Annotated in this window: 15 protein-coding genes and 1 pseudogene; 12 read left to right on the top strand and 4 right to left on the bottom strand. The window is 64.8% G+C overall.

All coding sequences use genetic code 11. The annotated features are described in order from the left end of the window. Positions 1–2: 2 nt before the first annotated feature. Positions 3–1,268: an NAD(P)-binding domain-containing protein gene (locus ACTWQJ_RS00580; RefSeq protein WP_443304633.1), complete on the top strand. Its 1,266-nt coding sequence runs from the start codon at positions 3–5 to the stop codon at positions 1,266–1,268. Positions 1,269–1,380: 112 nt separating this feature from the next. On the opposite strand, the gene ACTWQJ_RS00575 is transcribed toward ACTWQJ_RS00580, so the two are convergent. The 3 genes and pseudogenes from ACTWQJ_RS00575 to ACTWQJ_RS00565 form a co-directional block, all read right to left on the bottom strand. Further along, positions 1,381–2,181 carry a chaplin gene (locus ACTWQJ_RS00575; protein ID WP_443304621.1) on the bottom strand — a complete coding sequence of 267 codons (801 nt, stop codon included), beginning with the start codon at positions 2,179–2,181 and terminating at the stop codon, positions 1,381–1,383. 214 nt (positions 2,182–2,395) lie between these two features. After that, positions 2,396–3,259: an ABC transporter permease gene (locus ACTWQJ_RS00570; protein ID WP_443304620.1), complete on the bottom strand. Its 864-nt coding sequence runs from the start codon at positions 3,257–3,259 to the stop codon at positions 2,396–2,398. Beyond that, positions 3,256–4,044 (bottom strand): annotated as a pseudogene (locus tag ACTWQJ_RS00565) (ABC transporter ATP-binding protein); the annotation flags it as partial. The gene ACTWQJ_RS00570 and the pseudogene ACTWQJ_RS00565, both read right to left, overlap by 4 nt. 31 nt (positions 4,045–4,075) lie before the next feature. Between ACTWQJ_RS00565 and ACTWQJ_RS00560 the strand changes: the two are divergent. The 7 genes from ACTWQJ_RS00560 to ACTWQJ_RS00530 all read left to right on the top strand — a co-directional run bounded on the left by ACTWQJ_RS00560 (position 4,076) and on the right by ACTWQJ_RS00530 (position 12,582). Next, positions 4,076–5,737 (top strand): recombinase family protein, encoded by a 1,662-nt coding sequence (locus ACTWQJ_RS00560; protein WP_443304618.1) that lies wholly within the window; start codon positions 4,076–4,078, stop codon positions 5,735–5,737. A gap of 2,167 nt (positions 5,738–7,904) precedes the next feature. Further along, complete coding sequence (locus ACTWQJ_RS00555; protein WP_443304616.1) at positions 7,905–8,630, top strand: hypothetical protein; 726 nt, start codon at positions 7,905–7,907, stop codon at positions 8,628–8,630. Between the two features lie 574 nt (positions 8,631–9,204). Further along, positions 9,205–9,729 carry a DNA cytosine methyltransferase gene (locus ACTWQJ_RS00550; RefSeq protein WP_443304615.1) on the top strand — a complete coding sequence of 175 codons (525 nt, stop codon included), beginning with the start codon at positions 9,205–9,207 and terminating at the stop codon, positions 9,727–9,729. A gap of 333 nt (positions 9,730–10,062) precedes the next feature. Further along, positions 10,063–10,794: a hypothetical protein gene (locus ACTWQJ_RS00545; RefSeq protein WP_443304614.1), complete on the top strand. Its 732-nt coding sequence runs from the start codon at positions 10,063–10,065 to the stop codon at positions 10,792–10,794. A gap of 160 nt (positions 10,795–10,954) precedes the next feature. After that, positions 10,955–11,305: a hypothetical protein gene (locus ACTWQJ_RS00540; RefSeq protein WP_443304613.1), complete on the top strand. Its 351-nt coding sequence runs from the start codon at positions 10,955–10,957 to the stop codon at positions 11,303–11,305. 67 nt (positions 11,306–11,372) lie between these two features. Continuing rightward, complete coding sequence (locus tag ACTWQJ_RS00535) at positions 11,373–11,675, top strand: hypothetical protein (protein WP_443304612.1); 303 nt, start codon at positions 11,373–11,375, stop codon at positions 11,673–11,675. A gap of 16 nt (positions 11,676–11,691) precedes the next feature. Beyond that, positions 11,692–12,582, top strand: coding sequence for a bifunctional DNA primase/polymerase (locus ACTWQJ_RS00530; protein ID WP_443304611.1), 891 nt, complete (start codon positions 11,692–11,694; stop codon positions 12,580–12,582). Positions 12,583–13,111: 529 nt separating this feature from the next. On the opposite strand, the gene ACTWQJ_RS00525 is transcribed toward ACTWQJ_RS00530, so the two are convergent. After that, entirely contained in the window at positions 13,112–14,617 is a 1,506-nt protein-coding gene (locus ACTWQJ_RS00525) for a hypothetical protein (RefSeq protein ID WP_443304610.1), read from the bottom strand. Positions 14,618–14,991: 374 nt separating this feature from the next. On the opposite strand from ACTWQJ_RS00525, the gene ACTWQJ_RS00520 reads away from it, so the two are divergent. The 4 genes from ACTWQJ_RS00520 (at position 14,992) to ACTWQJ_RS00505 (ending at position 20,434) form a co-directional block, all read left to right on the top strand. Further along, the gene (locus tag ACTWQJ_RS00520; protein ID WP_443304609.1) at positions 14,992–15,240 is read left to right on the top strand and encodes a hypothetical protein; all 249 of its coding nucleotides are present in this window, start codon (positions 14,992–14,994) and stop codon (positions 15,238–15,240) included. A gap of 613 nt (positions 15,241–15,853) precedes the next feature. After that, on the top strand, positions 15,854–16,069 hold the full coding sequence (locus ACTWQJ_RS00515) for a hypothetical protein (protein ID WP_443304608.1): 216 nt from the start codon (positions 15,854–15,856) through the stop codon (positions 16,067–16,069). 1,723 nt (positions 16,070–17,792) lie between these two features. Further along, on the top strand, positions 17,793–19,133 hold the full coding sequence (locus ACTWQJ_RS00510; RefSeq protein ID WP_443304607.1) for an AAA family ATPase: 1,341 nt from the start codon (positions 17,793–17,795) through the stop codon (positions 19,131–19,133). A gap of 749 nt (positions 19,134–19,882) precedes the next feature. Beyond that, on the top strand, positions 19,883–20,434 hold the full coding sequence (locus tag ACTWQJ_RS00505; protein WP_443304606.1) for a DUF7341 domain-containing protein: 552 nt from the start codon (positions 19,883–19,885) through the stop codon (positions 20,432–20,434). Positions 20,435–21,752 lie beyond the last annotated feature (1,318 nt).

Genomic DNA, 21,752 nt, shown 5'->3' with positions numbered 1-21,752 from the left:
TGATGTACGACCTTCTGGTGGTGGGCGCAGGCCCGTACGGCCTGTCGATCGCGTCCCACGCCGCGGCCGCCGGGCTGAACCTGCGTGTGTTCGGTCGGCCCATGGCGTCCTGGCGGGACCACATGCCCCGCGGCATGTTCCTGAAGTCGGAGCCCTGGGCGTCCAACCTCTCCGACCCGGCCGGGCGTTGGCGCCTGGACGTCTACTGCGCGGAGCACGGCCTGACGGCACGTCATGCGCAGCCGATCCCGGTCGAGGCGTTCGCGTCGTACGGCCTGTGGTTCGCGCGCCATGCCGTGCCGGAGGTGGACGAGCGCACGATCACCCGGGTGGCGTCGGGCCCCGGCGGCTTCACGGCGGTCACCGAGGACGGACAGGCGCTGTACGCGCGGGCGGTGGCGCTGGCGGTCGGTGTGATGCCGTTCGTCGAGGTCCCGCAGGCGCTGCGCGGACTGCACCCCTCACTGGTGACGCACAGCAGCCACCACAGCGACCTCGACCGCTTCCGTGGCAAGGACGTCACGGTCATCGGCGGCGGCCAGGCGGCCCTGGAGACCGCGGCGCTGCTCGCCGAACAGGGCACGTCCGTACGTGTGCTGGCGCGGGCCGACGGGCTGCGGTGGAACGACGTGCCGCCGCCCTGGGAGCGCCCCTGGTGGCAGTCGGTCCGCTCCCCGCACAGCGGCCTCGGCCCCGGTTGGCGGAACTGGTTCTACGCCGAGCGCCCCGGCCTCTTCCGGCGCCTGCCGGAGTCGACCCGGGCCCGCATCGCGACCACGGCACTGGGGCCGGCGGGCGCGTGGTGGGTGCGGGACCGGGTGGAAGGCGTGGTGGAGCTGCTGCCGGGTCATGAGGTCACCGCGGCCTGTGCGGTACCGGGCGGCCTACGGCTGGACATGGTGAGCCGCGCGGGCGTCCGGAGCGCCCTGGAGACCGAACATGTCATCGCCGCCACGGGGTTCCGGGCGCGCTGCGACCGGCTCGGACTGCTCTCGCCCGAGCTGCGCGGAACGCTGGCGGCCCTGCCCGACGGCTCCCCGGTGGTCGGGCGCGACTTCGAGTCCTCCCAGCCCGGCCTGTTCCTCGCGGGCCTGGTGACCGCCTCCGGCTTCGGCCCGGCCATGCGCTTCGTCCAGGGCGCGTCCTTCACGGCGGAGACCCTCGTCCGAGGGGTACGCCGCCGGCTCAGGACGACTCCCACGGGCGGGACGGTCCCCGTACCGGGAGGCGGCCGCCGAACCGAAACGCCGTCGCCGGTACGCCGTTGACGAAGGAACGCGAAGCCGCTCGGGGCCGCTGACGACGAGAGAGTCGTCAGCGGCCCCGAGCGGCGTTTCCTCCCGGTTCGGGCGCCGGGCGGGTTGCGTCCGGCAGGAGCACCTACCGGTGGGAGGTGGCGCGGCTGCGGCGGTACACCAGGACCCCGCCCGCGATCAGTGCGGCACTGGCGGCCGAGGCCGCCATCAGCGCACCGCTGCCGGTCTCGGCCAGCTGGGGCACCTCGCCGGGCAGCACCTCGGCCGTGGGCGGCAGCTCACTCGGCGGCGTGGGACGCGGCGTCTCCTTGACGCGCGGAGGAGCCGGGGTGGCGGGCGTGGACGGCACACTCGGCTTCGCAGGCGTGTCCACCTCGGTGCCGTAGCCGTAGTCACGGTTCGAGCAGGTGTTGTCTGCCGCCTCGTTGAACAGCGCGAGGATATCGACGGTGTTGCCGCACGCGTTCACCGACAAGTCGACCGGCACCTGCAGGCTGTTCCCTGACAGCACACCGGGAGAATCCTTGGCGACCTCTTCCGCGTGCGCGCCGGAGGTGCCGTCGCCGTAGCCGTCGGAGTCGCTGGAGCTGCTGGAGCTGCTGGACTTGCCGGAGTCGCTGGACTCACCGGACTTATCGGACGCCTCAGAAGAGGACTTGGCCGACCCGTCCTCCGTCTTGTGCGAGGTGTTGGCGCAGCTGTTGCCGAACGCCTTGTTGAGCAACGCGGCCGCATCGACGGTGTTGCCGCACAGGTTCAACGGCACCTTGATCGGCACCTGCACGGCGTTCCCGGACAGCACACCGGGAGAATCCTTGGTGACTGCTTCCGCCTGGGTGTCAGCGATGGCGGACGTGCCGTACAGGGAGAGCATGCCCGTGGCGGCAGCCGCCGCGAACACTCCCCTGCTCAGGGTCTGTCGCAATGTCGTTGTCTTCCTGCTCGAAGAATGAAGAACTGGGAAGGCCGGCCTTGGAACGGAGATTTCGTCCAAGGCCGGCCAGGACGCAGCCGGGAAGCTGGTGCGTTGGGCGGTCAGTCGTTCTTGCACTTGGCCCGGTCCGAGGAGTCCCTTGCCCTACGGCTTCATCAACACGACACCCGAGAATTGGTTTCGCAGGTTCACCCGGTTGGCGCGCTTACGACACCACGTCCTTGCGGGCGAAACCCCGGAACGCCAAAGCGAAAAGCACAAGTGCGTATGTAAGGGAAATCGCGGTGCCCTGGATCATGCCGGACCACTCGGGGCTGGGCTGGACGGCGTCCGCCCAGGCGAACTGCCAGTGCGCGGGCAGGAAGTGGCGCCAGTCGCCGAGGGCGGTCACCGCGTCGAGGACGTTGCCGACGATGGTCAGGCCGACCGCGCCACCGACCGCGCCCAGGGGGGCGTCGGTCTTGGTCGACAGCCAGAACGCCAGCCCTGCGGTGACCAGTTGCGACACGAAGATGAACGCCACGACCACCACGAGCCGCTGCGCCGCGGTGCCCGCGTCGAGCGCACCGCCGGTCGGGATCTGCAGCGGGCCCCAGCCATAGGCGGCGATGCCGACGGCCAGCGCGACGACGGGCAGCAGCATCATCGCAGCCAGGCTCAGGCCGAGCCCGACGACCAGCTTGGACCACAGCAGCCGGGCCCGCGGCACGGGCGCCGCCAGCAGATAGCGCAGGGACGACCAGCTGGCCTCCGAGGCGACCGTGTCCCCGCAGAACAGGGCCACCGGGACCACCAGCAGGAAGCCCGCGGAGACGAAGAGGTTGACCGCGGCGAAGTTGGCGGCGGACGCGGTCGCCGAGTCCATCAGCGTGATCCGGTCGCCGCCGGCGTCCGGCTCGCCGCCGATCGCGAAGGCGACGACCAGCACGAACGGCAGGACGGCGAGGATGCCGAACATGACCAGCGTGCGGCGCCGTTTCAACTGGCGGACCAGCTCGACCCGGAGGGGCAGCGTACGGCCCGCCCGGTAACCGGAGGCGACCTCGGTGCGCTCGGTGAGCGTGCTCATGCGGAACCTCCGATCAGGGTGAGGAAGGCGTCTTCCAGGCGGCGGTGCGGGCCGACCGACGTGACGGGCACTTCGAGCCGTACGAGTTCGGCGACCAGGCGGGCCGGGCTGCCGTCGGGGTCGAGGCGGACGAGGAGTCCGTCGTCGGTGAGGACGGCGGAGGCGACGCCCGGCAGGGCGGCGACCTTCTCGGCGACCGGCTCCTCCACGGGCACGGCGGTGCCGACGAGGAGGGTGTCACCGGAGCCGACGATCTCGCCGACCGGGCCCGCCTGCACGAGCCTGCCCCGGTCCATCACCACGAGATGCGTGCAGGACTGCTCGACCTCCGCCAGGAGGTGGCTGGAGACGATCACCGTACGGCCGGCTGCCGCGTACCGGATCATCACCTCGCGCATCTCGCGGATCTGGGGCGGGTCGAGGCCGTTGGTGGGTTCGTCGAGGATGAGCAGGTCCGGCAGGCCGAGCATGGCCTGCGCGATGGCCAGGCGCTGGCGCATGCCCTGGGAGTACGTACGCACCGCGCGGGCCAGCGCGTCGCCGAGGCCGGCGATCTCCAACGCCTCGTCCAGGTGGGCGTCCTCGGCCGGGCGGCCGGTGGCCTGCCAGTACAGCTCCAGGTTCTCGCGGCCGGACAGATGCGGCAGGAAGCCCGCGCCCTCGACGAAGGCGCCCACCCGGGACAGCACCGGCGCGCCGGGGCGGATCGCGTGGCCGAAGACGCGGATCTCGCCGCCGTCCGGCTTGATCAGGCCCATCAGCATGCGCAGGGTCGTCGTCTTCCCCACTACAGGGCTAGGGCTTACTTTGTCCCCCATGGCCACAGCAACCACTCAGAGACCAAGTATCCGCAGGTCAGCCGACAGACTCAACGTCGAATACGACCGCGTCAGCCTTGATGAGCAGAAGACAGGGCGAGGCACAGACTCACAGTACGAGGAAAGCGACGCGTTCGCCCTTGACCAGTGGGGGCGCCCTCTCGACCGTCGTTACTCGGACGTCGGTATCTCCGCATACAGCGGAGTCGAGCGCCCAGACTTCAACCGCCTGTGCCGTGACATCGTGGCGGATGCCATCGGCACTCTGACCGTGTGGCACGCGGACCGTCTGACCCGTGATCCCGCGGAAGCACTCTTGATCATCGACTTGTGCCTTGCGCATGACGTCCGCCTGTACTCCGTCCAGAGGGGCGGGGAATACAACCTCCGTCGAGCGCAGGGCAAAGCTGATTTCCTGCATGACATTATCGACGCGAATAAGGAGAGTGCACACAAGGGCGAACGCGTCGCCCTTGCTCGACTGCGGCAGGCGAAAAACGGCGAGTGGGGCGGAGGCGTCCGGGCGTACGGGTGGGGCATCGAAACCGGGCGCGTGACTAACCGGTGTGTCAACCCCAAAGCGCCTATCGCAGAGCGCGCGTACGAGGAGCGCCCCGTTCTGGACATGGGGCAGCACAACACGGAGGAAGCCAAAGAGATTCAGCATTGGGAATCTGAACTGTCCGCCACCAAAGGCAATATGTCCGCGCTACTCCGTGACATGAAAGAGCGCGAAGTGTTGACCGTGTCGGCCAAGGACGGACGGAAGTACCGACGCGGAAAGAAGACATTCGAGGGTGTCAGTAACTGGCACAGTCGGACGGTTAAGCAGATTCTCTTGAGTCCGCGGGTATCCGGTCACGCCGTGTACAAGGGCGAAATCGTCAAGTACAACGCGTATCCTCCGATCATCCCGGACGAGAGGCGTAAGGCGCTGATCGTTCTACTCAACGACCCTGCGCGCCGGACCGCAACCGGCAACGTCCCGAAATGGTTCGGGAGCCTCATTTATGAGTGCCCTCACTGCACGACCGACCCGGATGAGCCGGTTACGTGCACTGTGCGCAAGAGCGCTACCAAAGTCGACGTGTACCGCTGCAAGAAATGCGGCAGGGGACGTCAGTCCGCCGTGTTGCTCGATGCGTTCATGGAACGCGTAGTCATCGCTCGACTCTCCCGCCCCGATGTGGCGGACCTAGTCAAGCCTGTCAAGGACATTGACCTTGACTCCCTGCGTGACGAACTGATGGACATTGAGGCGCGCAGGACAGAGCTTGCAACGGAGTACGGCCAAAAGAAACTCACCATGTCCGAATGGCAAACGGCTCGCGCAGAACTCAACGCGCGCGTTGAAGAGATCAACGCGGAAATGCTTGAGGGCGTGCAGGATGACCCGTTGGCGCCGTTCGCACTCAATCACGCGGCAGCCGCGGAGACTTGGCAGGGCCTATCACTCGCACGCAGGCGGGAAGTCCTGCGCCTGTTGTATCGCGTCGAGTTGAAACCGGTAATGCGCCGGATGGGGCGACGCCCCAAGGGCGCACCCAAGGAAGAGCTTGACCTGTCCAAGCTCATCATCACGCCCAGGGTTGAGGGCGCGTGTCCGATAGACCTGTCTCCGTTCATGGCGAGGCAGGTGAGACAAACACAAGCCGCGTAAGGGGTAGCCATGGCCGCACGACGGAACGCAGGTGAATGGACGTTTTCTCATCACGCGCTAAGTCGGGCGGTAGACATGGCCCTAGGTCCGGAGGAAGTGAGGGCGGCAATAGAAAGCAACAACCGGCCCTTGCCGCATGGCTCACGCTCAGGTGTTCACTACCTCCACACGGAACGGATCACCCTTACCGTCAACCTGTCGACGCGAGAGGTAATCACGATCCAATGGAACACGTTCAACGGACGCGGATATACCCGTTGGGTGCGTGACACCCCGGAGGACATTGAGCGTTGTCGGGACGCTAGCTAGCTCGACGCCAGTAAGGCCCCTGCCAGTGCGAGAGGCAGGGGCCTTAGTCGTTCTCGGGGTCATCGTGGCCGAGCAAGGCGCGCAGCCGTTCCGTGTCTGCCTCCGTGAGTGGTGGCGACGCGTCGACAATGTGGCGGATAGCTTCCGCCTGGGCGTCGTCTGTCTCGTCCGCCTCGGTCCGTTCTCCGCGCTCGCCATGGCTCACTGTTGCCCCCCTCTGTCGACTGTGGGGGCAACCCTAGCGGGCCCTAACTCGCCTGTTGTACGCGGCTCATGGCGCCTCGCACTGTCGCCCTGGGCGTCTGCCTCGCCTGCGTCCTCATCTATCAACCATCCTCCGGCGCCTTGCTGCGCCTCGCCACTCAATCCGCGGAGGACTCGACGCCATGAGCCGTGGCCGGCTAACCCGTGATCACTAATGACCGGTGTGTTTGTTGTGGGGAAGCGCGCCCCCTCCGTGTAGGCACTCAAGAGAAAGGCACGAGCGTTGGGCAACCGAAACAAAGCGAAAGGTACAGCCGCTGAAACAGCCGTTGTTGTTTGGTTGCGGGAGAGCTGCGGCTATGTCGACGCGCGGCGAAACACCCTGGGCGGAGCTTATGACCCTGGGGACGTTGAGCCTGTGCCTGCCGCAGTTCCCCCGGTAATCATCTCTGTCAAGGATGGGAAAGAGGGCGGGTATTGCCCTCACTGTCGACAGCGTCACGAACTGCATATGCAGACGGCGCTATTCGCCAAGTGGTGGAGTGACATTACGTCGACTGTCGAGCGCCGTAGTCCTCTCGCGCTCCCTCTCCTGTGCCACAAGCGCGCAGGGAAAGCCAACCCGGAAGATTGGAAATGGTACGTGGATTCTGCGTGCCTGGGGCGCTATCGGATGGGGCCCATTGCCATTACCGGACCGCAGGCGCGTTTCGTCATGGGGCGCCACATAGCACGTTGGGCGGAAGAGTGAAGAGAAAGCAACTACGGCCACGCAAGCCGCGCGAGGAACGCCACGCGCCCCCGGAGCCGACAGGCGAACTCATGACGCCCTTTGAGGTAGCCCAATACATGGGCGTCCGCATGTGGCGCGTCCGGCGCTGGGAACGCGAGCGATACCTAACGCCCGTAGTGCGCATGGGCGAGCGCGTCTATATACGCATGGAAGTCGAGCACTTGGCGGCAATGTATGCCCGATAAATACCGGTGCCCTGTCTGCCGTAAGGACGTCGCCCCAACCGCGGCAGGCAAGTTCCGCAAGCATGACAAAGAAAAGGGCGTTGAGTGCGACATGTCCGGGGTCATCGTCCCTGCGCACGTCCTCAAGGCAGGGCCATCGGACAACTCCGACGCGCCCGTTAGGGGCCGTGACTATGCCGACTGCCCAGCGTGCGGACGGACGCCCATTCTCGACGCGGAGGGGCGTTACGGACGTCACCTCATCGTGCCGCGAGGCTCCGAGGAATGCCCCATGAGCGGCAAGGAATACGCCCAGGCCGGCGCAGCCGAGAAAGGACCGGAGCCATGCCCAGAGACCCAATCCCAGGCGTTGACGACTACGCCGCAGCCATCGAGCGAGCCAAGCGGAGACATCCCGCAGGCAAGGGACTCCCGCCCGGAGACTGCCCCCACCCTGGGCGACACGACGAACGATGTGCCCCCGACACCTGCGGATGCCCAGGGTCAATCCCCATCGGAACCTACGCGGAGCCTGACAGAGTCCTCTGTCCTTTCTCCGCCTCCGGAGAGTGCTACGGGGGGTGCCCCAGCAACCGCGAGCGCGCCTGTGTCGACGGAGCCGTTTGAGTTCCGCCAACCGGCACCACCATTCGAGCAACCGGACAGGACTGCGCGCGTACTCGCGCAGGCGGTACCCATGACAGAACACGGAAGAGATATTGCCGCGCGCCTCAAAGAGACTTTCTACGCTTACACAAACCGCCTCGCACGCAATCAACAAGAAACGTTGGGACCGAGCGAGATTGGCTCACCCTGTGACAGGCGTATTGCAATGTCTCTACTGCGGGTGTCCCCTACCAATCCAGGGGGCGACAACTGGGCAAGTTTCGTCGGGATCTGTGTTCATCAAGGTCTTGCCGACATGTTTCTGTGGGCGAATGCCGGTACGGGTAGATACGCGGTAGAGATACCGCTCAAGTTTCCCAACGCCTATGTCCCGCACGGTACCGGTGACTTGCTCGACCGGACGCTACTCATGTTCTTGGATCACAAACTCATGGGGCGTTGGTCGCTGGACAAGTTGAGCACCAAAGGCCCCTCGCCCACGTACAGAGTGCAAGTCCACACGTACGCCTATGGGGCGAGACTCAAGGGCGAGAAAGTTGAGCGCGTGGCCATTGTCGGTTGGCCGCGCGAGGCGTCGTCACTCGATGACCTTTACGTGTGGGAGGAACCTTACGACGCGTCCATTGCCATAGACGCGCTCGCTCGCGTCGAGTCGATAGCCGCAGCCATCAAGCGATATGAGGGCGAGCCTCAACAGGTAGCGCGCAAGTTCCTTACTGCCGATGACTGCCGTTTCTGCCCCTTCTACTCCCCAGGCGATAGCGAGGGGGAAAGGGGGTGTAATGGCAAGCGGTGACGCGCCGGAGTGCGGTTGGCGCCTAGGTCTGTGCGCCGGTTGCGAGCGTTGCTCATTCCGGCACGACGTCATAGACGCAACGAACCTTTCGCTAGGCGTCCGTAAGGTCTCGTACTACGCGCCGTTTAGTGCAGAGCAACTCATAGACGCAGGTATTCCGTTGCCGCCCGGAATGGAGCCTCCGCAGCCTGTTGTGATTCCTCGTTGGCGCCGTGTGCGCTATCGCATCCGTGAGGCCATATGGAACGCGAGGCGCCGTGTTGGCTACTGGATAGCCGGAGACTCGCCCGACGATTGGGGGGACTGATGGCACAAGCCCAGCAAGCAAAGAAGAACAAGGGAGTCCGTAACGACGACAGGCGGAGCGGGAAAGCGTGGAAGCTCCGTAAGTGCTGCGGACGCAGGCACGCGCCGGACAGGTGCAAATGACAGCATGGCTACTCATCACGTTGAGGGCGCTACTCCATTGGGTGGCGCCCTCTTTGCATGCCTGGGCGGAGACTTCCACTCCCGCCAACCGCGGTCCGCTCAGTTGGACGTGCCGCACGTGTGGGGCAGTGTCGCGTGAACTCCCGTGATCCTCTCTCTCTGTTCGGGCATAGGCGCGCTCGATTACGCCGTTGAGCGCCTTACTGGCGAGCGCGTAACAATCTATGCAGAAAAGGCGTATTGGCCATCACTGGTCATGGCTCGACGCTTCCCGGACGCCGCGAACCTGGGCGATATCACGCAGGTCGATTGGGCGTCCGTAGCGGTCGAGCATCCCGAGATAACAACCATCGTGGCGGGTTTCCCCTGCCAAGACATAAGCCACGCAGGCCCCAGAGGGGGAATAGGTGGAAGACGCTCCGGAGTCTGGGCGTGCGTCGCCCAAGCCATTCGCGAGATACGACCCCGTATCGCGTACCTGGAAAACGTGGCAGGGATACGAGGAAGGGGCCTTGACGTCGTCGCCGGAGACTTGGCCGGCTGCGGGTATGACCTCAAATGGGTATGCCTACCGGCTGCCTCCATTGGCGCTCCGCACGTCCGCAACAGATGGTTTGCCGTTGCCTCTCCTGCCGACGCCAACCGCAGCCGACAACATCCGCGGCCCTGATTACGCGCGAGCCTCCCGCCCAGACTCCGGAGGCGACGACCTAGTAACCACACTCGCGCGCCTGGGCGACGCGGGTTGGGGCAAGTACGGCCCTGCCATTGAGCGTTGGGAGCGCGTCACTAAGCGCCCTGCACCTGCGCCCATCGAGCTGGGTCCGCGAGGCGGCAAGCGCCTCTCTCCGCGGTTCGTCCAGTGGCTCATGGGATTGCCCGGAGCCTGGGTTACGGGCGTCCGCGGAATGGACCGGACAGACGCGTTGCGCGCCATCGGCAATTCAGTCGTACCGCTACAGGCATACAGGGCCTATCGGTACCTCACGAGAGAGAGAAACAGGTGACAGTCCCTCCGCAGTTTCAGCAACCCGGCAAGGCGGATAAGTTCGCGCCTCGCGACAACCCACAGTGGTTGGGGCGCCTATTCCTGATCTACCCGGACAGCGTGAGTCCGCAGACTTTCAACCGGCCGGATGGCACACAGGAAACGAGCGACGTCGTTACCGCGGACGTCGTCATAATAGATTTGCCGGACCCTCAGACAGGGCAGCCGGTAAAGCTGGAAGGTGCGCGCATCGGCGGTAAGGGATTGGTCCCGCAGTTGCGCAAGATGATTGGCAGCATGGTCCTTGGGCGCCTCTCCAAGCTCCCCTCGCAGGGGCAGAAAGATGGGGCCTACGTATTGCAGGATTGGACGCCCCAGGATGCCGCGATGGCCACGGCATACGTGAACGCCAACCCGCGGACGCAACAGTTCGCGCAGCCTGCCGCACAGGCGCAGCCGGTAGCCCAGGCCCCAGCGCCCCAGGCGCCTGCCGCTCAGTACGCCTCGCAGGCGCTCCCCTATGACCCGTGGCAGAACACACAGGCGCAGCCTCCCCAGGCGCCCCCCGCGCAGGCGTACGGCGCCACTCCGGCTGTCGCCCAGGCTCCGCCTGCCGCAGCTCCCGCCCCTGCGGGAGCGCCCTCCCTGCCTGACTTCCTCGCGTCCAAGGGCGTTCCGACTGCCGGAATGGGTGAGCAACAGATGCAGATGATTGCCGCCACGTTCCCGGACAACCCCTTTAAGTAATCGAGTCATACGGGCCGGAGGCCATGCCCCCACATGGCGGGAGTTGTCAACGTCCGGACGCGCGAACGTAGGGCCCTGCGCACCCCTCAATAACACAACCCATTGGAGATAGCTAATGGCTGTTCGTCGCAAGGCAAACGCAACCCCGGAGGTAGCCGAAATGACGGAGGTCACGGCGGAGCCGTACGAGGAAGACGCGGAGTGGGACGGCTCGATTGATGACGGGCCGGCTGATTCAGACGACGTCGTGAACGCCCCCAAGCGCCGTGGCCGTGCGCCTCTGACGCTGCCTGCGCTCGCGGGAGCGTTCGAGCGAGCCAAGCGGCGCGTCGAGCGCCTTGAGGCCACGGACGTCGGGGCGGAGCGCGCCAAGATCGAGGGACAGATGGAACGCCTTACGGAACGCCTCGCCAAGCTCGATGGCCATGAGGCGGAACTCAAGGACGCGCACACCGAACGCGAAACCGCGGAGCGGGAGTTCCGCGCAGCGCTCGCAGCCGTACAGGGCTGAAAAACACTCAACACACAGGGGCCTGTCTCGCCTGGGACAGGCCCCTGTGCCTTACCTAAGAGGACATATGGACCGACAGACATTGCACACGCTCATAGACGCAGCCATAGACGCTATGGACTGCGAGCGATGCAGGGACCAACTTATGGACCGTGTAGCCATCTACACGACCAACACGGTAGGCGAGGCATCCGCCGTGAATCTCGCGGCTGACGTGAACAGGGGAACGCTCACCGTTCTACAGGCTTATGACAGGCTCGCGGGAGTGGTCCGGCCGGTTTACGAACTCGCGGGATATGAGATCTCGGACGAGGAAATGACACTCGTCCGGAGGGCGCTGGAAAGGGCCACAACGCGTGGCCTGAACTGAGAGGGGGCGCGAGCGCGTGAACCTCATTGCCTACGCGCTACAGGCGCGCGCTCGCGGCTTCCACGTGTTTCCGGTCGAGCCATACGAGAAAACGCCTCACACCTTGACGCCTGGGCAGCCGTACACGCTGCGTTGGGGCGAGGCGGCAACGTACGACCTAGGCAGGATCATTGACTATTGGCGCCGTTGGCCAGACTCGAATGTCGGTGTGGCTTGCAAACCGTCGAGCCTACTGGTTGTCGATTGCGACATACCTAAGCGCGAATACCAATTGGCGGGTACTCAGTACGCCGGACTGCATGACTCTCTAGGGCCTCTTGTTGACGGTACGGACGTCTTCCGGCACGTCTGTGAATCCCTGGGGGGATCTTGGGCGGAGGCGTACGACACGTACCGAGTCTGTACCGGGTCACTCGGCTGTCACTACTACTACCGATGGCCGCAGGGCATATGGTCCGCGGAAGCCTCGCAAGCATCCATCGTCAAGGGCCTAGTCGACATTCGCTGTAACGCAGGTGAGTGGGGCGGGTACGTGCTGGGCGCCGGAAGCGTCACGACTAAGGGCGCGTACGTTGCCGAGAATGCCGCGGACGTCCGGCCGGCGCCCCCGTGGCTAGTCGAGTTGTGCCGCAGACGCGAGCCGGTAAAGGTGGCCTCCCCCTTCCGGCAGCCTGGGCGAGTGGGCAGCCTGTCAGGGCTCATTGCCACAGTCGAGAACGCGCAACCCGGCAACCGCAATCAGTCGTTGCTGTGGGCAGCGCGCGCAGCCTGCGCGGACGGGGCGCCTATCGATGACGTCCTAGGGCCCCTCGCGGACGCCTACGCAGCCGTAGGGGGCGACGGAGGACACAGGCAGGCGGAGGCCACCATACGCAGCGCGTACCGCCTACAGGGGCGGACGGGGTGACCCGTGAGATACCTATTGCGCTACGTCATGCACGCGTTGCACGACAGGCTATGTCCGTGCGATGACATCTATGCCGACTACTGGGAATGTTCGGACTGCGGCACGTGGAATCATCCGCGGCATGAGTGGTGCCAAGTTGAAGAATGCCGTTCCCCCTCGCCCACGAACCCATATGCGTAGGTGCCCCCCGCGTCGGGCGAGGGGCGCCGTTGCCTATCTATGGAGTGATCACATGGCCAAGACAAGGGGGGCAGACGTCGAGCCGCGTAAGAGCGCGGTTCCACCCTGCCTGATCAGTAACACGGTGCGTGAATACCTGTTGTCGCAAGACTTGAGCGCGGAGGCTCGCAGCGCCGTTGAGGGTGCCAAGTGGCAGGAAGACAGGCAGTGTTGGGTGATGGACTGTCCTCCGTTCTCGACCCTCAGCGAACTCGCGGACGCTTGCGTGCCCCCCGGTAGCGACGGTTAGCCCAACGCAACGGCGCCCCTGCCTCTCGCACTGGCAGGGGCGCCGGAAAAGCTCGATGGGTCAGAAACCCCAGGCGGAAATCAAGGCGTCCGCCTCGCGCTCGCGGTACGACTCGACCATGAGCGAGCGGACGTGTGCAATAGCTTCCTCTGTGGACTGCGGCGCAGCCTCCAACATCATCACGTTGAATTCGCCATCGTCCCAGGACTCAATGACGACGTCCCAACCGTTGGCGGAATTGGCCTGGGCGTGCGCCTTCACCTGAGCGGCGAACCAAGAGGCGAGCGCAACGCGCTGCCAAGAGGCGCGCGCCTTTTCGTTGGGCGCCATCGTGATCATGTAACTCACGTTCCGGTGCGTGCCCTTGAAAGGCGCGTCCGCCTCAACCTCCGGAGCACGCAGGGCCTCAAGGCGCAGCCTCGCAGCCTCGCGTGCCTCCGCCTCCGCGCGCTCCCCTCGCGCGTCCGCCTCGCGCGCAGCCTCCGCCTGGGCGCGCGTGACTTCCTCGGGGTCGAGCTGCGGAGCGCCCTCAACGGCGCTCAGTTCGCCCTCTGACGCGCCCTGCGTGGCCTGGGGCACGCCCGGAATCCGCACGACGTAGGTGAAGCGCCCACCCTCGCGGTATGCCGCCTCCGGGCCATGGTCGACAACCCGCGTGACCTCAACGCGCCCGTTGGGGATGCTCGCGGGAACGTCGCCTCCGCGGGTGTAGTCGACCGTTTGGCCAACCGCGTACCGGGCGCCATCGGCCAGCAACGCAGCCACACGGGGCGCCTCGCGCTCAATGAATCGGTCGGCAGCCTTTACCGCCTCCGCCTCGCCCTGGTCCACCTTGGCGGCTTCCTTGGTAAGCGCCTCCGCAGTCTCGACAACAAGAGCCTCCGCCTGGGCAGCGTCGGCAATCTGCTCGGGCGTCCACTCGCACGCCCCAAGGGCAGCGTCCGCAATGTCCTGCGCGGACACGGTGACATCGTCGCCCTCCGCCTGGGCGTCGAGCTGGGGCGCATCCCCCGTGCGACGCTCCGCCTGGGCGATAGGGGCGGCAACCTCCGTGAGCGTGAACGACTCGGCAAGGGCCTCCGCACGCTCCGCGGCACGCTCAACCATGGCGTCGTATCCCTCCGGGACGCGCCGGACGTAGAGCTTGGTCGTGCCCTTCACACGGCACTCAACCCGGCCGTTCTTGTCACGGAGAGCAAAGAGGTTCCCGCCCAGGTCTGCGAACCGAACGACCGAGGCGTAACCGGACGGCTTCCGCAGCTTGTTCGCGTTGCCCTCATACATCACGTACCCGTCCGCGTTGGCAACGCTCGCCATGGCTTCCACGGGCGTGAGCGCCTGAATCGGGTTGCGCTCTTCCTCCGCCTTGCGCGCGAGGTGAGCCATACGGAACGCGCAGCGCTCGCAGATGCGGACGCCCGGGTTGGCTTCCAGTACCTCACGGGTGACCAGGACGCCCCCCGGAACGGTCCGCCGGTTGCACGTGGCCTTGCCCTCCGTTGCCTCCGGGAAAGCGTGGCCAAGCGTCGAGTTGCTCTTGGTGACTCCCCAAACCTTGTCGCTCATTTCGTGCCCCTCTCTCGTGTGCCGTGGCCGGCTCCGTGTCCCTGTTGGGGCTCCCAACCTAGCGCGCCTTAAAGCTACTTGCAACATTGCAAGCAGGCTTGGGCGCCTTTCTGTCGCACAACCGTTACGAACGGAGGTCAGTTAGTCATGTCCATTTGGTCTTGGGCTTGGGTGTCCCTCTTGGGTGCCTGCGCCCTTGTCGAGCTAGCCGCATTGGTCAACAAAGAGCGTGGCGACACGTTGAGCGAGCACATATGGCGTTGGTTCGCCATACGCGACAAGAGGCGCGTTGGTTGGGTTGGCTTTAGGCGGACTCTCCTGTTGCTATCCCTCGCGTGGCTGTTCGCGCACTTCCTGACAGGGGGGCGTTTCTGATGGCTGATGACCCGGTAGTTGTCCGCGCATCGGCCGTTTGGAACGGGGAGAAGATCATGGCCGTAAACCATGTACCGGCGCCCCTGTGGAATGATCTTGCAATCCGTGAACAGATAGAACGCGCGCTCCGGCAGACCATTGCGGAGGCCATAGCGTCACGGCTAGACCTCAATATCGAATGGCGAACCGTGCCGCTGTCCTGCCTCTTTGACCCTCAATTCGTGTTCCCGGAGGGCAGCGCCCAATGAGCTATCAAGTCAAGTGCGACCGGTGCGGAGCCACGCGCGATATCCCGGATACGGCAACCTTCGCAAGCGACTACTTCCCGGCGCTGCCCCAGGATTGGCAGCGCCTTGCCATGGGCCGTGACCGGTACGCGGAGGCGGAGGTTAAGGCGCAACTCTGTCCGGAGTGCTCGACCTTGGTTCGCCGATTCGTCGCAGCCTCGCCCAAGTGTTTGCGTGGGGGGTGCAATGAAAATTGCTCATGATGGCGAACACGTCGTCATTCAAGTCGGTGAAGAGCTTTGCCTGTTGAGCGTCCGCGAGGCATTCGACGCCACCACAGAGCTATTGCGCGCCATCGAGGGGGCGCGAGCGTACGGCGCATACCTCCGCGGAGAGGTACCCAACCCGGACCCTCGCAACAACCCGACGCCACGCAGGCATTACCGGAGGCGCCCCCATGGAACGGAGGAAACGTGATCGGAAAGGCGTTGGCCGGCTACCGCAGGATGGCCCTTTGGGTGCGTTGTCACGTGCTCGGGAGGCATGCCTACGACTGGCAAGAGGTATTCGAGCATGCCAACGAGACAGGGGAAGTCCGGGCCAAGTGTGGCGACTGCGGACGCGAGGGGGAGCTATGAGCATTCACCCACTGGTCATAGCCGAACTGCGTAAGCGCCTCGCAGACCTAGAGCTAGCTGCCGTACGGCTCGACTACCGGATACCGGGCGAGGGCGCATCGCGGAGCGCAAGCAAGCGCTACGCGGACAGGCAGCGCGCAGAGGGCATGGCGGACGGATACCGGACGCTCATTGTCTGGGCGGAGGGCGCCAACGATGCGAGTGAGGCATAGCCGCTATTACTGCCCAGGGTGCGGACAGGTAGCCGGACCAACTGAGGTACGGCATATCGCAGTTGTGCGAGGCGGCAAGGTTGCCCCTCACTTCATGTCATCCGCTATAAGCGCAGTCTTGGGCGAACCTCAAGAACGTTCGATATGCCCAGGCGGATACGTCGACAGACGCAGGGATGAGGCGCCATGAGATGCGTGCATTGCAAACAATGGGTAGTCCGCGGTTGGCCTGGGCGCGAGTCCGAATCGTGGCGCCACGGCCGGACAGGGCTATTCACGTGTGACGTAGTCCCCCTCTATTGGAAGGGGCGCAGTTGGCCGATGGCCGTTCCGGAGGCGAGGGGTACGCGTGCACAGGCTCTCTCCCTCGGCTAGCCATGGCGTCATCGAGATATGGACGTGTCCCGACTGCGGTAGGTCCGTGGCTATCACGTGGCCCAATGCCAAGTGGGTTGGGCAGGCTCGCGAGTTCAATGCGGAAGTGCTTTTCAAGGGCGACACAGTATGTGTGTCGGACGGAGGAAACGACTATGACCCTCAACCCCAGGGGAGACCTGGGGAACGTTGATTGGGCTTACTGCGCAGTCTGCAACCGTGACGTCGAGCTGCGCCCTAACGGGCGCCTCGCGCCACATGTCACGCACAAGGGCGACGGTTGGGCGGAGGTGACCTGTAAAGGGTCCCTCCGCCCACCTGCGCCCCGACCAGAGGAAGGGGGCGAGGATGCCTAGGTCACGGCAAAACGTGTGCGGCAACGGGCTGCACAGCTTTGAGAACCCTGAGAACTATTACGCGTACTTCGACATGACGCGCGGCCAATGGCGCCGTAGGTGTCGCCCCTGCGCGCAGGCGAGGAAGCGCGAGGCGGACGCGAGGCGCGCGGAAGCGAGGCGCCATGTAGCGCCCCAACGGCCATGGTGGGAACAGCTCGAATGGACCGGACCGCACAAGCCGCGGAACCCCAACTCACGTGCTGGCCGGCGCAAGCGCACACGGCAAAACTACGTGGTCATAGGGCATCCGATTGCCTACCGTCCGACGCCTCAACAACTCGACTTCCTACAGGCCATGGCGGACGGAGAGACGTTCCAAGAGGCTGCCGACCGCCTCTGTGTGAGCCTCCAAGCGGTACGGAACGGGTTGCTTGAGGTTCGGCGCAAGTACGGCGTATCGAGCAATGGGGCAGCCGTGGCGCAGGGCCTCAAGAGAGGCGCCATACGCCCGGACAGGGCCACGGCTCGACGTCTGCCGCGGAGGCTCGCGCGTGAACACGTCGACTCGATACGGGCGCTCATCAAGGGCGAGCGCAGCCCGTACAAGTCGCAGCAACCTAGCCGGTTGCTCGACGCCTGTATGTCATGGACGGAGCCTCACGCCGTGAGCGTCCTATGGGCAGCCGGAAAGATCACGTCTAGGGACGTCCCCCAGACACGGAACCAATATCGGAGGCGCGTAGGGAAGCGCACGGAGGACGCAGCAACATGGACAGCACCAATGAGGGCGGATGGGTGATTGCCGTTGACGGCAAGATCAGGGCAATTGCCGATGACGCGGATAAGGCGCGCAGGTTCGTTGTACGCGACTGCGTGAGCATCGACTACAGGGGCGCCCGATTCAGGTGGACTAAAACACACAAGCTCTTTGCTCAGCGTCCTCTGTGTCCCTGGGCATGGACCGGAATAGAGATCATCCCTGCCCCATACGTCTAACGGCAGGGGCAGGGGTGACAGTGTCGATTCAACCGCAGGGGAATCCGGAACTTCCCCAATCGGAGATAAACGCGCGGCTAGCCCTTTGGTGGCTACTCAATCCGGAGGCTGCGCCACTAGAGAGTTTCAACGATGACGTCCGGCGCCTAGTGAGCGTTCTCTCTGAAAAGCTCCCTCTCACCAATGCAGACGACAAAACGCAGGCGCTCATAGAGGCGCACAGGCGCGAGGCAGCCGAGATAGACAAAGCAAAGGAGATTGCCTCATACAACAGGGCCAAAGAGCGCGCCCTCACGATTGAGGAAGAGAACCAACGCGCTCGCGTGGCCGAACTAGTCGACGCGCTCATGTCCGAGACACTGACAACGGACTCGCTAGACGACATTGAGGAACTATCCCCAGTAGTCGACGGACTCTTGTACCGCTCGACCGTGGCGCGTATCAACGGGCGCCCAGGCTCGATGAAATCCTTTGTGGCGCTCGACATAGCCGGATGCGTCGCCAATGGCTTGTCATGGGCAGGGCGGGACATCATCAAAGGGGACGTCATCTATCTAGTGGCGGAGGGCGCAGGGGGCATCAAAAAGCGCGTCCGGGCATGGGAGCAAGAACGCGGCTGCCGTATGTCTGGGGTGCACTTCCTCCCCAGGCCAATTCAGGTGGCCGGCGTCGAGTGGCTTGTGTTGGAGGAAGCGTGTAAGCGCCTCCGCCCTGCCCTTGTCGTCGTAGACACGCAGGCTCGCGCCACAGTCGGCATTGAGGAATCGAGCAACGAGCGTATGAGCGTCATCTTTCAACGCATCGAGCGCCTTGCGCGGGAGTCGGAGGCGTGCGCGCTACTCGTCCACCACACAGGCCACCAAGGGGAGCATGGCCGCGGAGCCTCAAACATGCTGGGCGCAGTCCAGACAGAGCTACTGACGAAAAAGGAAGGGAAAGGGGCGGACCGCGTAGTCAGCATTCGTATCGACAAGACCAAGGACGATGACGACTCCCAAGAGATACGGCTCTTGCCTCGCGTCGTGGCCGTACAGGGCATGACGCGGAAGAACGGGCAGCCGGAAACGTCCATCGTCCTTGTCCCGGAGCAACAGGCAGTGTTCGGCATACCGGGTTTGGACCCTGCCGTAAGCCACGCTGTCCAATTGCTCGACAAGCACAACGCGCCACTAGACCTAGGAAGAGACAGGATGCGCGCATGGCTCACAGACAGGCAGATAGCCATAGGCAACACTGTTCTTGCGCCTGCCATTGCGTACCGGAAAAAGCGCGAGGCGCAAAGGCAGCCGGAAATGAGCGCCCAGGTTACGGACGTCGAATTGCCGCTACCAGAGGGCGAAAAACACTCTCCGTAACCGTAGACCTGTCCCGGATCATGGGGACAGGTCGAAAAGCCACCTGTCCCGGATCATGGGGACAGGTTTCCTCATTTGCCCAGCTCAGACCTGTCCCGGACAGGTTTTCAAAACTGTCCCGTCCGCCTGTCTGACCTGTCCGTCCGGTCCCCCCCTCTATAGGGGGGACAGGTGGGACAGGTTTTCACGGACAGGTACGGAGAATGATCTATGACGCAACACCTAATAGATACGCCTCCACGCCTGGGCAACTGCGTCAGATGTGGCGCCTACGTCCTCACGGCCCTAGTGAGCGGAGGATGGGCGGGAGTCGACACAACGCCCCTGTCCGCGGTCGAGCTGCGTGCGCGCCTCACGGCCGGACAGGTGGCCTACAAAGTGAGCTACGCAGCCGGACGCGCCCAGGCGCTCAAGGTGGCCACCCTGGGCGACGTCGAGCGCGCTACGCCCCTACTGGGCGCCCATGCGTGCGGAGGTCACCCGATGGACGCTCGGGCGTTCCGCGAGGCGCCTGCGGTCCCTCTGCGTCCCCCTGTGAGCGCTACTGGGCGCCCGGACCGCCCCTCTGTCTCAGAGGCTCGCAGGGGGACGAACCAACGTCGTGCAACACCTGTGATCCCCCACCGTTCTAGACCTGTCCGTTGCGACACGTGCCGCAGGCTCATCGAGCCACGCGAGCCTCATTGGGGCATCGAATGCGGAACGTACATATGGGCCGTACATGACGTGTGCCCGGAAGTCGAGAGGCAATGAGCACTGACCTTGAGTACATAGCCAATCTCGTTGAGCCGCTAGTGAGCGGGTTTGATGAGCGCATTGAGTACGACCTACGCGTTGTGACGCACACGGAGGACTGTCGAGCCTCGCGCCCCACCTGGGCGGAGTGCGACTGTCCCAGCACCTTGGAGAGACGCGTCAAGACAGTGCGGCACGCCCCCCTGATCGCTCAGTTGCAAGCGGCCATAGCCGCGCCGGCTACCGCGGATGATCACGGAGGACGCTCCGCAACACGGGTCGAGAGTCCGTTCCCCGGCAATCTCGATGCGCTCGACCTGTCCGACGAAATCAAGCGGACCGTAAGAACCTGGGTACGTCGAGCGCGCGCCATTCTCGGCTATGACGTCCCTCCGTCATCCATCGTGCGAGGCGCCGTGTGTGGCGAATGCGCAGGCGCCCTGAAACTGCACAATGGCTCAGCTGTGTGCATAGGTCGAATAGGCGAGTCCCCGCCATGCGGCATGGAATACACGTGGCAACAGATTGAGGACTATTACAGGGGCCTGAATGAGCAAGTCAGTTAAACGGCGCTTGGTCGATACCGCCTGCGCGGAACTGTGGACCGGTAGGCCAAGGGAAGTGCTGTACCGATGGGCACGAGAGGGGCGCATACAGAGGCACGGAAAACGTGGTCACTGGGGGGCACGCTGGGACCTTGACGAACTCCCCCGATATGGCCATCTGTGCGGCCCTGCGTGCCACTCAGAGGCAGAGTGCCCCCCTCTCCCGGAGCCTCCGCCTGTGCGCTTTCCTCGCCCCCAGGCAGCCGCTTGACGATTCGAACTGATCAAGTGCACTATTGAGGCGCGTTCGGCATGCCCGGACACAGCTTGGACGCTCACCCGCCGTTGAGCGCCCAGGCATAAGGCCCCTGACCCCTCGCACGGGACAGGGGCCTTATGCATGCCCGGAGGGGGGCGCCATGGCAGGGCGTAAGGAACTCACAGAACGCAGGTACAGAGAGAACAGAGCAAGGGTCCTTGCAGCCTCCGACGCCTGCATATGGTGCGGACACTCAGGCGCAGACGCAGCAGACCACATCATCCCCGTGAGCCGCGGAGGAGATCCGTACGCGCTCGACAACTTGGGCCCCATCCACGGAGTACGCGGCTGCCCCACCTGCCTGCGCCTGTGCAACAACGAGAAACGCGACAAGCTACCGAGCGAGTGTGAGCGGCTGCGCACGTCAGTCGATTGGTACGCGCAGCCCTAACCCTGGTCCACGTGGCGAGCACGAAGCAAGGCGCCCAGGGCGCGCACCCTGTCCACCCCTCGCAGCTCATCCGCGTTGACCTCCGGGGGCAAGCACCCATGCTCACGCGCGTACGCCTCCAACGCGTCCGCATCTAGGTACCCCTCATTGTCCCGCCAACGTGCGTCACCCATGCGGGGAGGCTATCGGCACGCCACGTAGAGCGGAGGCCGGCGCATCCGCGGTCGCATAAGCGCAGGTCGCAAGGGGTGCCCCTCGCTCGACGTCGAGCACCTGGCCCAACTCGACGCGCCCCAGCTCGACGCCGCAGCGACGCGGTTTTTTGGTGGCGCACGCTTGGCAGCCCCGGCCCCAACTTCCATTTTTTTGCGGGGGGCGAGTTCGGCCGGAGTGATCAAGGTCGGCTGCGCGCCCAATCCGAATCCGCGCAGGTCAAAGGGGGTGCAAAGCATGGGCCCCATTGAGCGCGCCGTGAGGGCGGACATTGCAGCCATGGGCGAGTTGCTCGGCACTGAAAGGACCCTCGCGGAACTCGCGTACCGAGTAGCCGCGGAGCTTGACGACGGAGGCGGACCGGAGGGGCGGCAAATGGCTGCCCTGTCACGTGAGCTGCGCCTGTCCTTGCAGCA

Origin of the sequence: Streptomyces sp. KR55, assembly GCF_052245645.1 — a bacterium.
GTDB lineage: Bacteria > Actinomycetota > Actinomycetes > Streptomycetales > Streptomycetaceae > Streptomyces > Streptomyces flavusporus.
The sequence above is the reverse complement of the archived record's forward strand: the minus strand, read 5'-3'. Positions and strand labels throughout refer to the sequence as shown.

Coding starts and splice junctions, on each gene's coding strand:
- ACTWQJ_RS00570 (WP_443304620.1), bottom strand. CDS start 3,259: ATGAGCACGCTCACCGAGCGCACCGAGGTCGCCTCCGGTTACCGGGCG.
- ACTWQJ_RS00505 (WP_443304606.1), top strand. CDS start 19,883: ATGAGCACTGACCTTGAGTACATAGCCAATCTCGTTGAGCCGCTAGTG.
- ACTWQJ_RS00515 (WP_443304608.1), top strand. CDS start 15,854: ATGAGCATTCACCCACTGGTCATAGCCGAACTGCGTAAGCGCCTCGCA.
- ACTWQJ_RS00560 (WP_443304618.1), top strand. CDS start 4,076: ATGGCCACAGCAACCACTCAGAGACCAAGTATCCGCAGGTCAGCCGAC.
- ACTWQJ_RS00520 (WP_443304609.1), top strand. CDS start 14,992: ATGGCTGATGACCCGGTAGTTGTCCGCGCATCGGCCGTTTGGAACGGG.
- ACTWQJ_RS00580 (WP_443304633.1), top strand. CDS start 3: ATGTACGACCTTCTGGTGGTGGGCGCAGGCCCGTACGGCCTGTCGATC.
- ACTWQJ_RS00525 (WP_443304610.1), bottom strand. CDS start 14,617: ATGAGCGACAAGGTTTGGGGAGTCACCAAGAGCAACTCGACGCTTGGC.
- ACTWQJ_RS00535 (WP_443304612.1), top strand. CDS start 11,373: ATGGACCGACAGACATTGCACACGCTCATAGACGCAGCCATAGACGCT.
- ACTWQJ_RS00555 (WP_443304616.1), top strand. CDS start 7,905: ATGACAGAACACGGAAGAGATATTGCCGCGCGCCTCAAAGAGACTTTC.
- ACTWQJ_RS00540 (WP_443304613.1), top strand. CDS start 10,955: ATGACGGAGGTCACGGCGGAGCCGTACGAGGAAGACGCGGAGTGGGAC.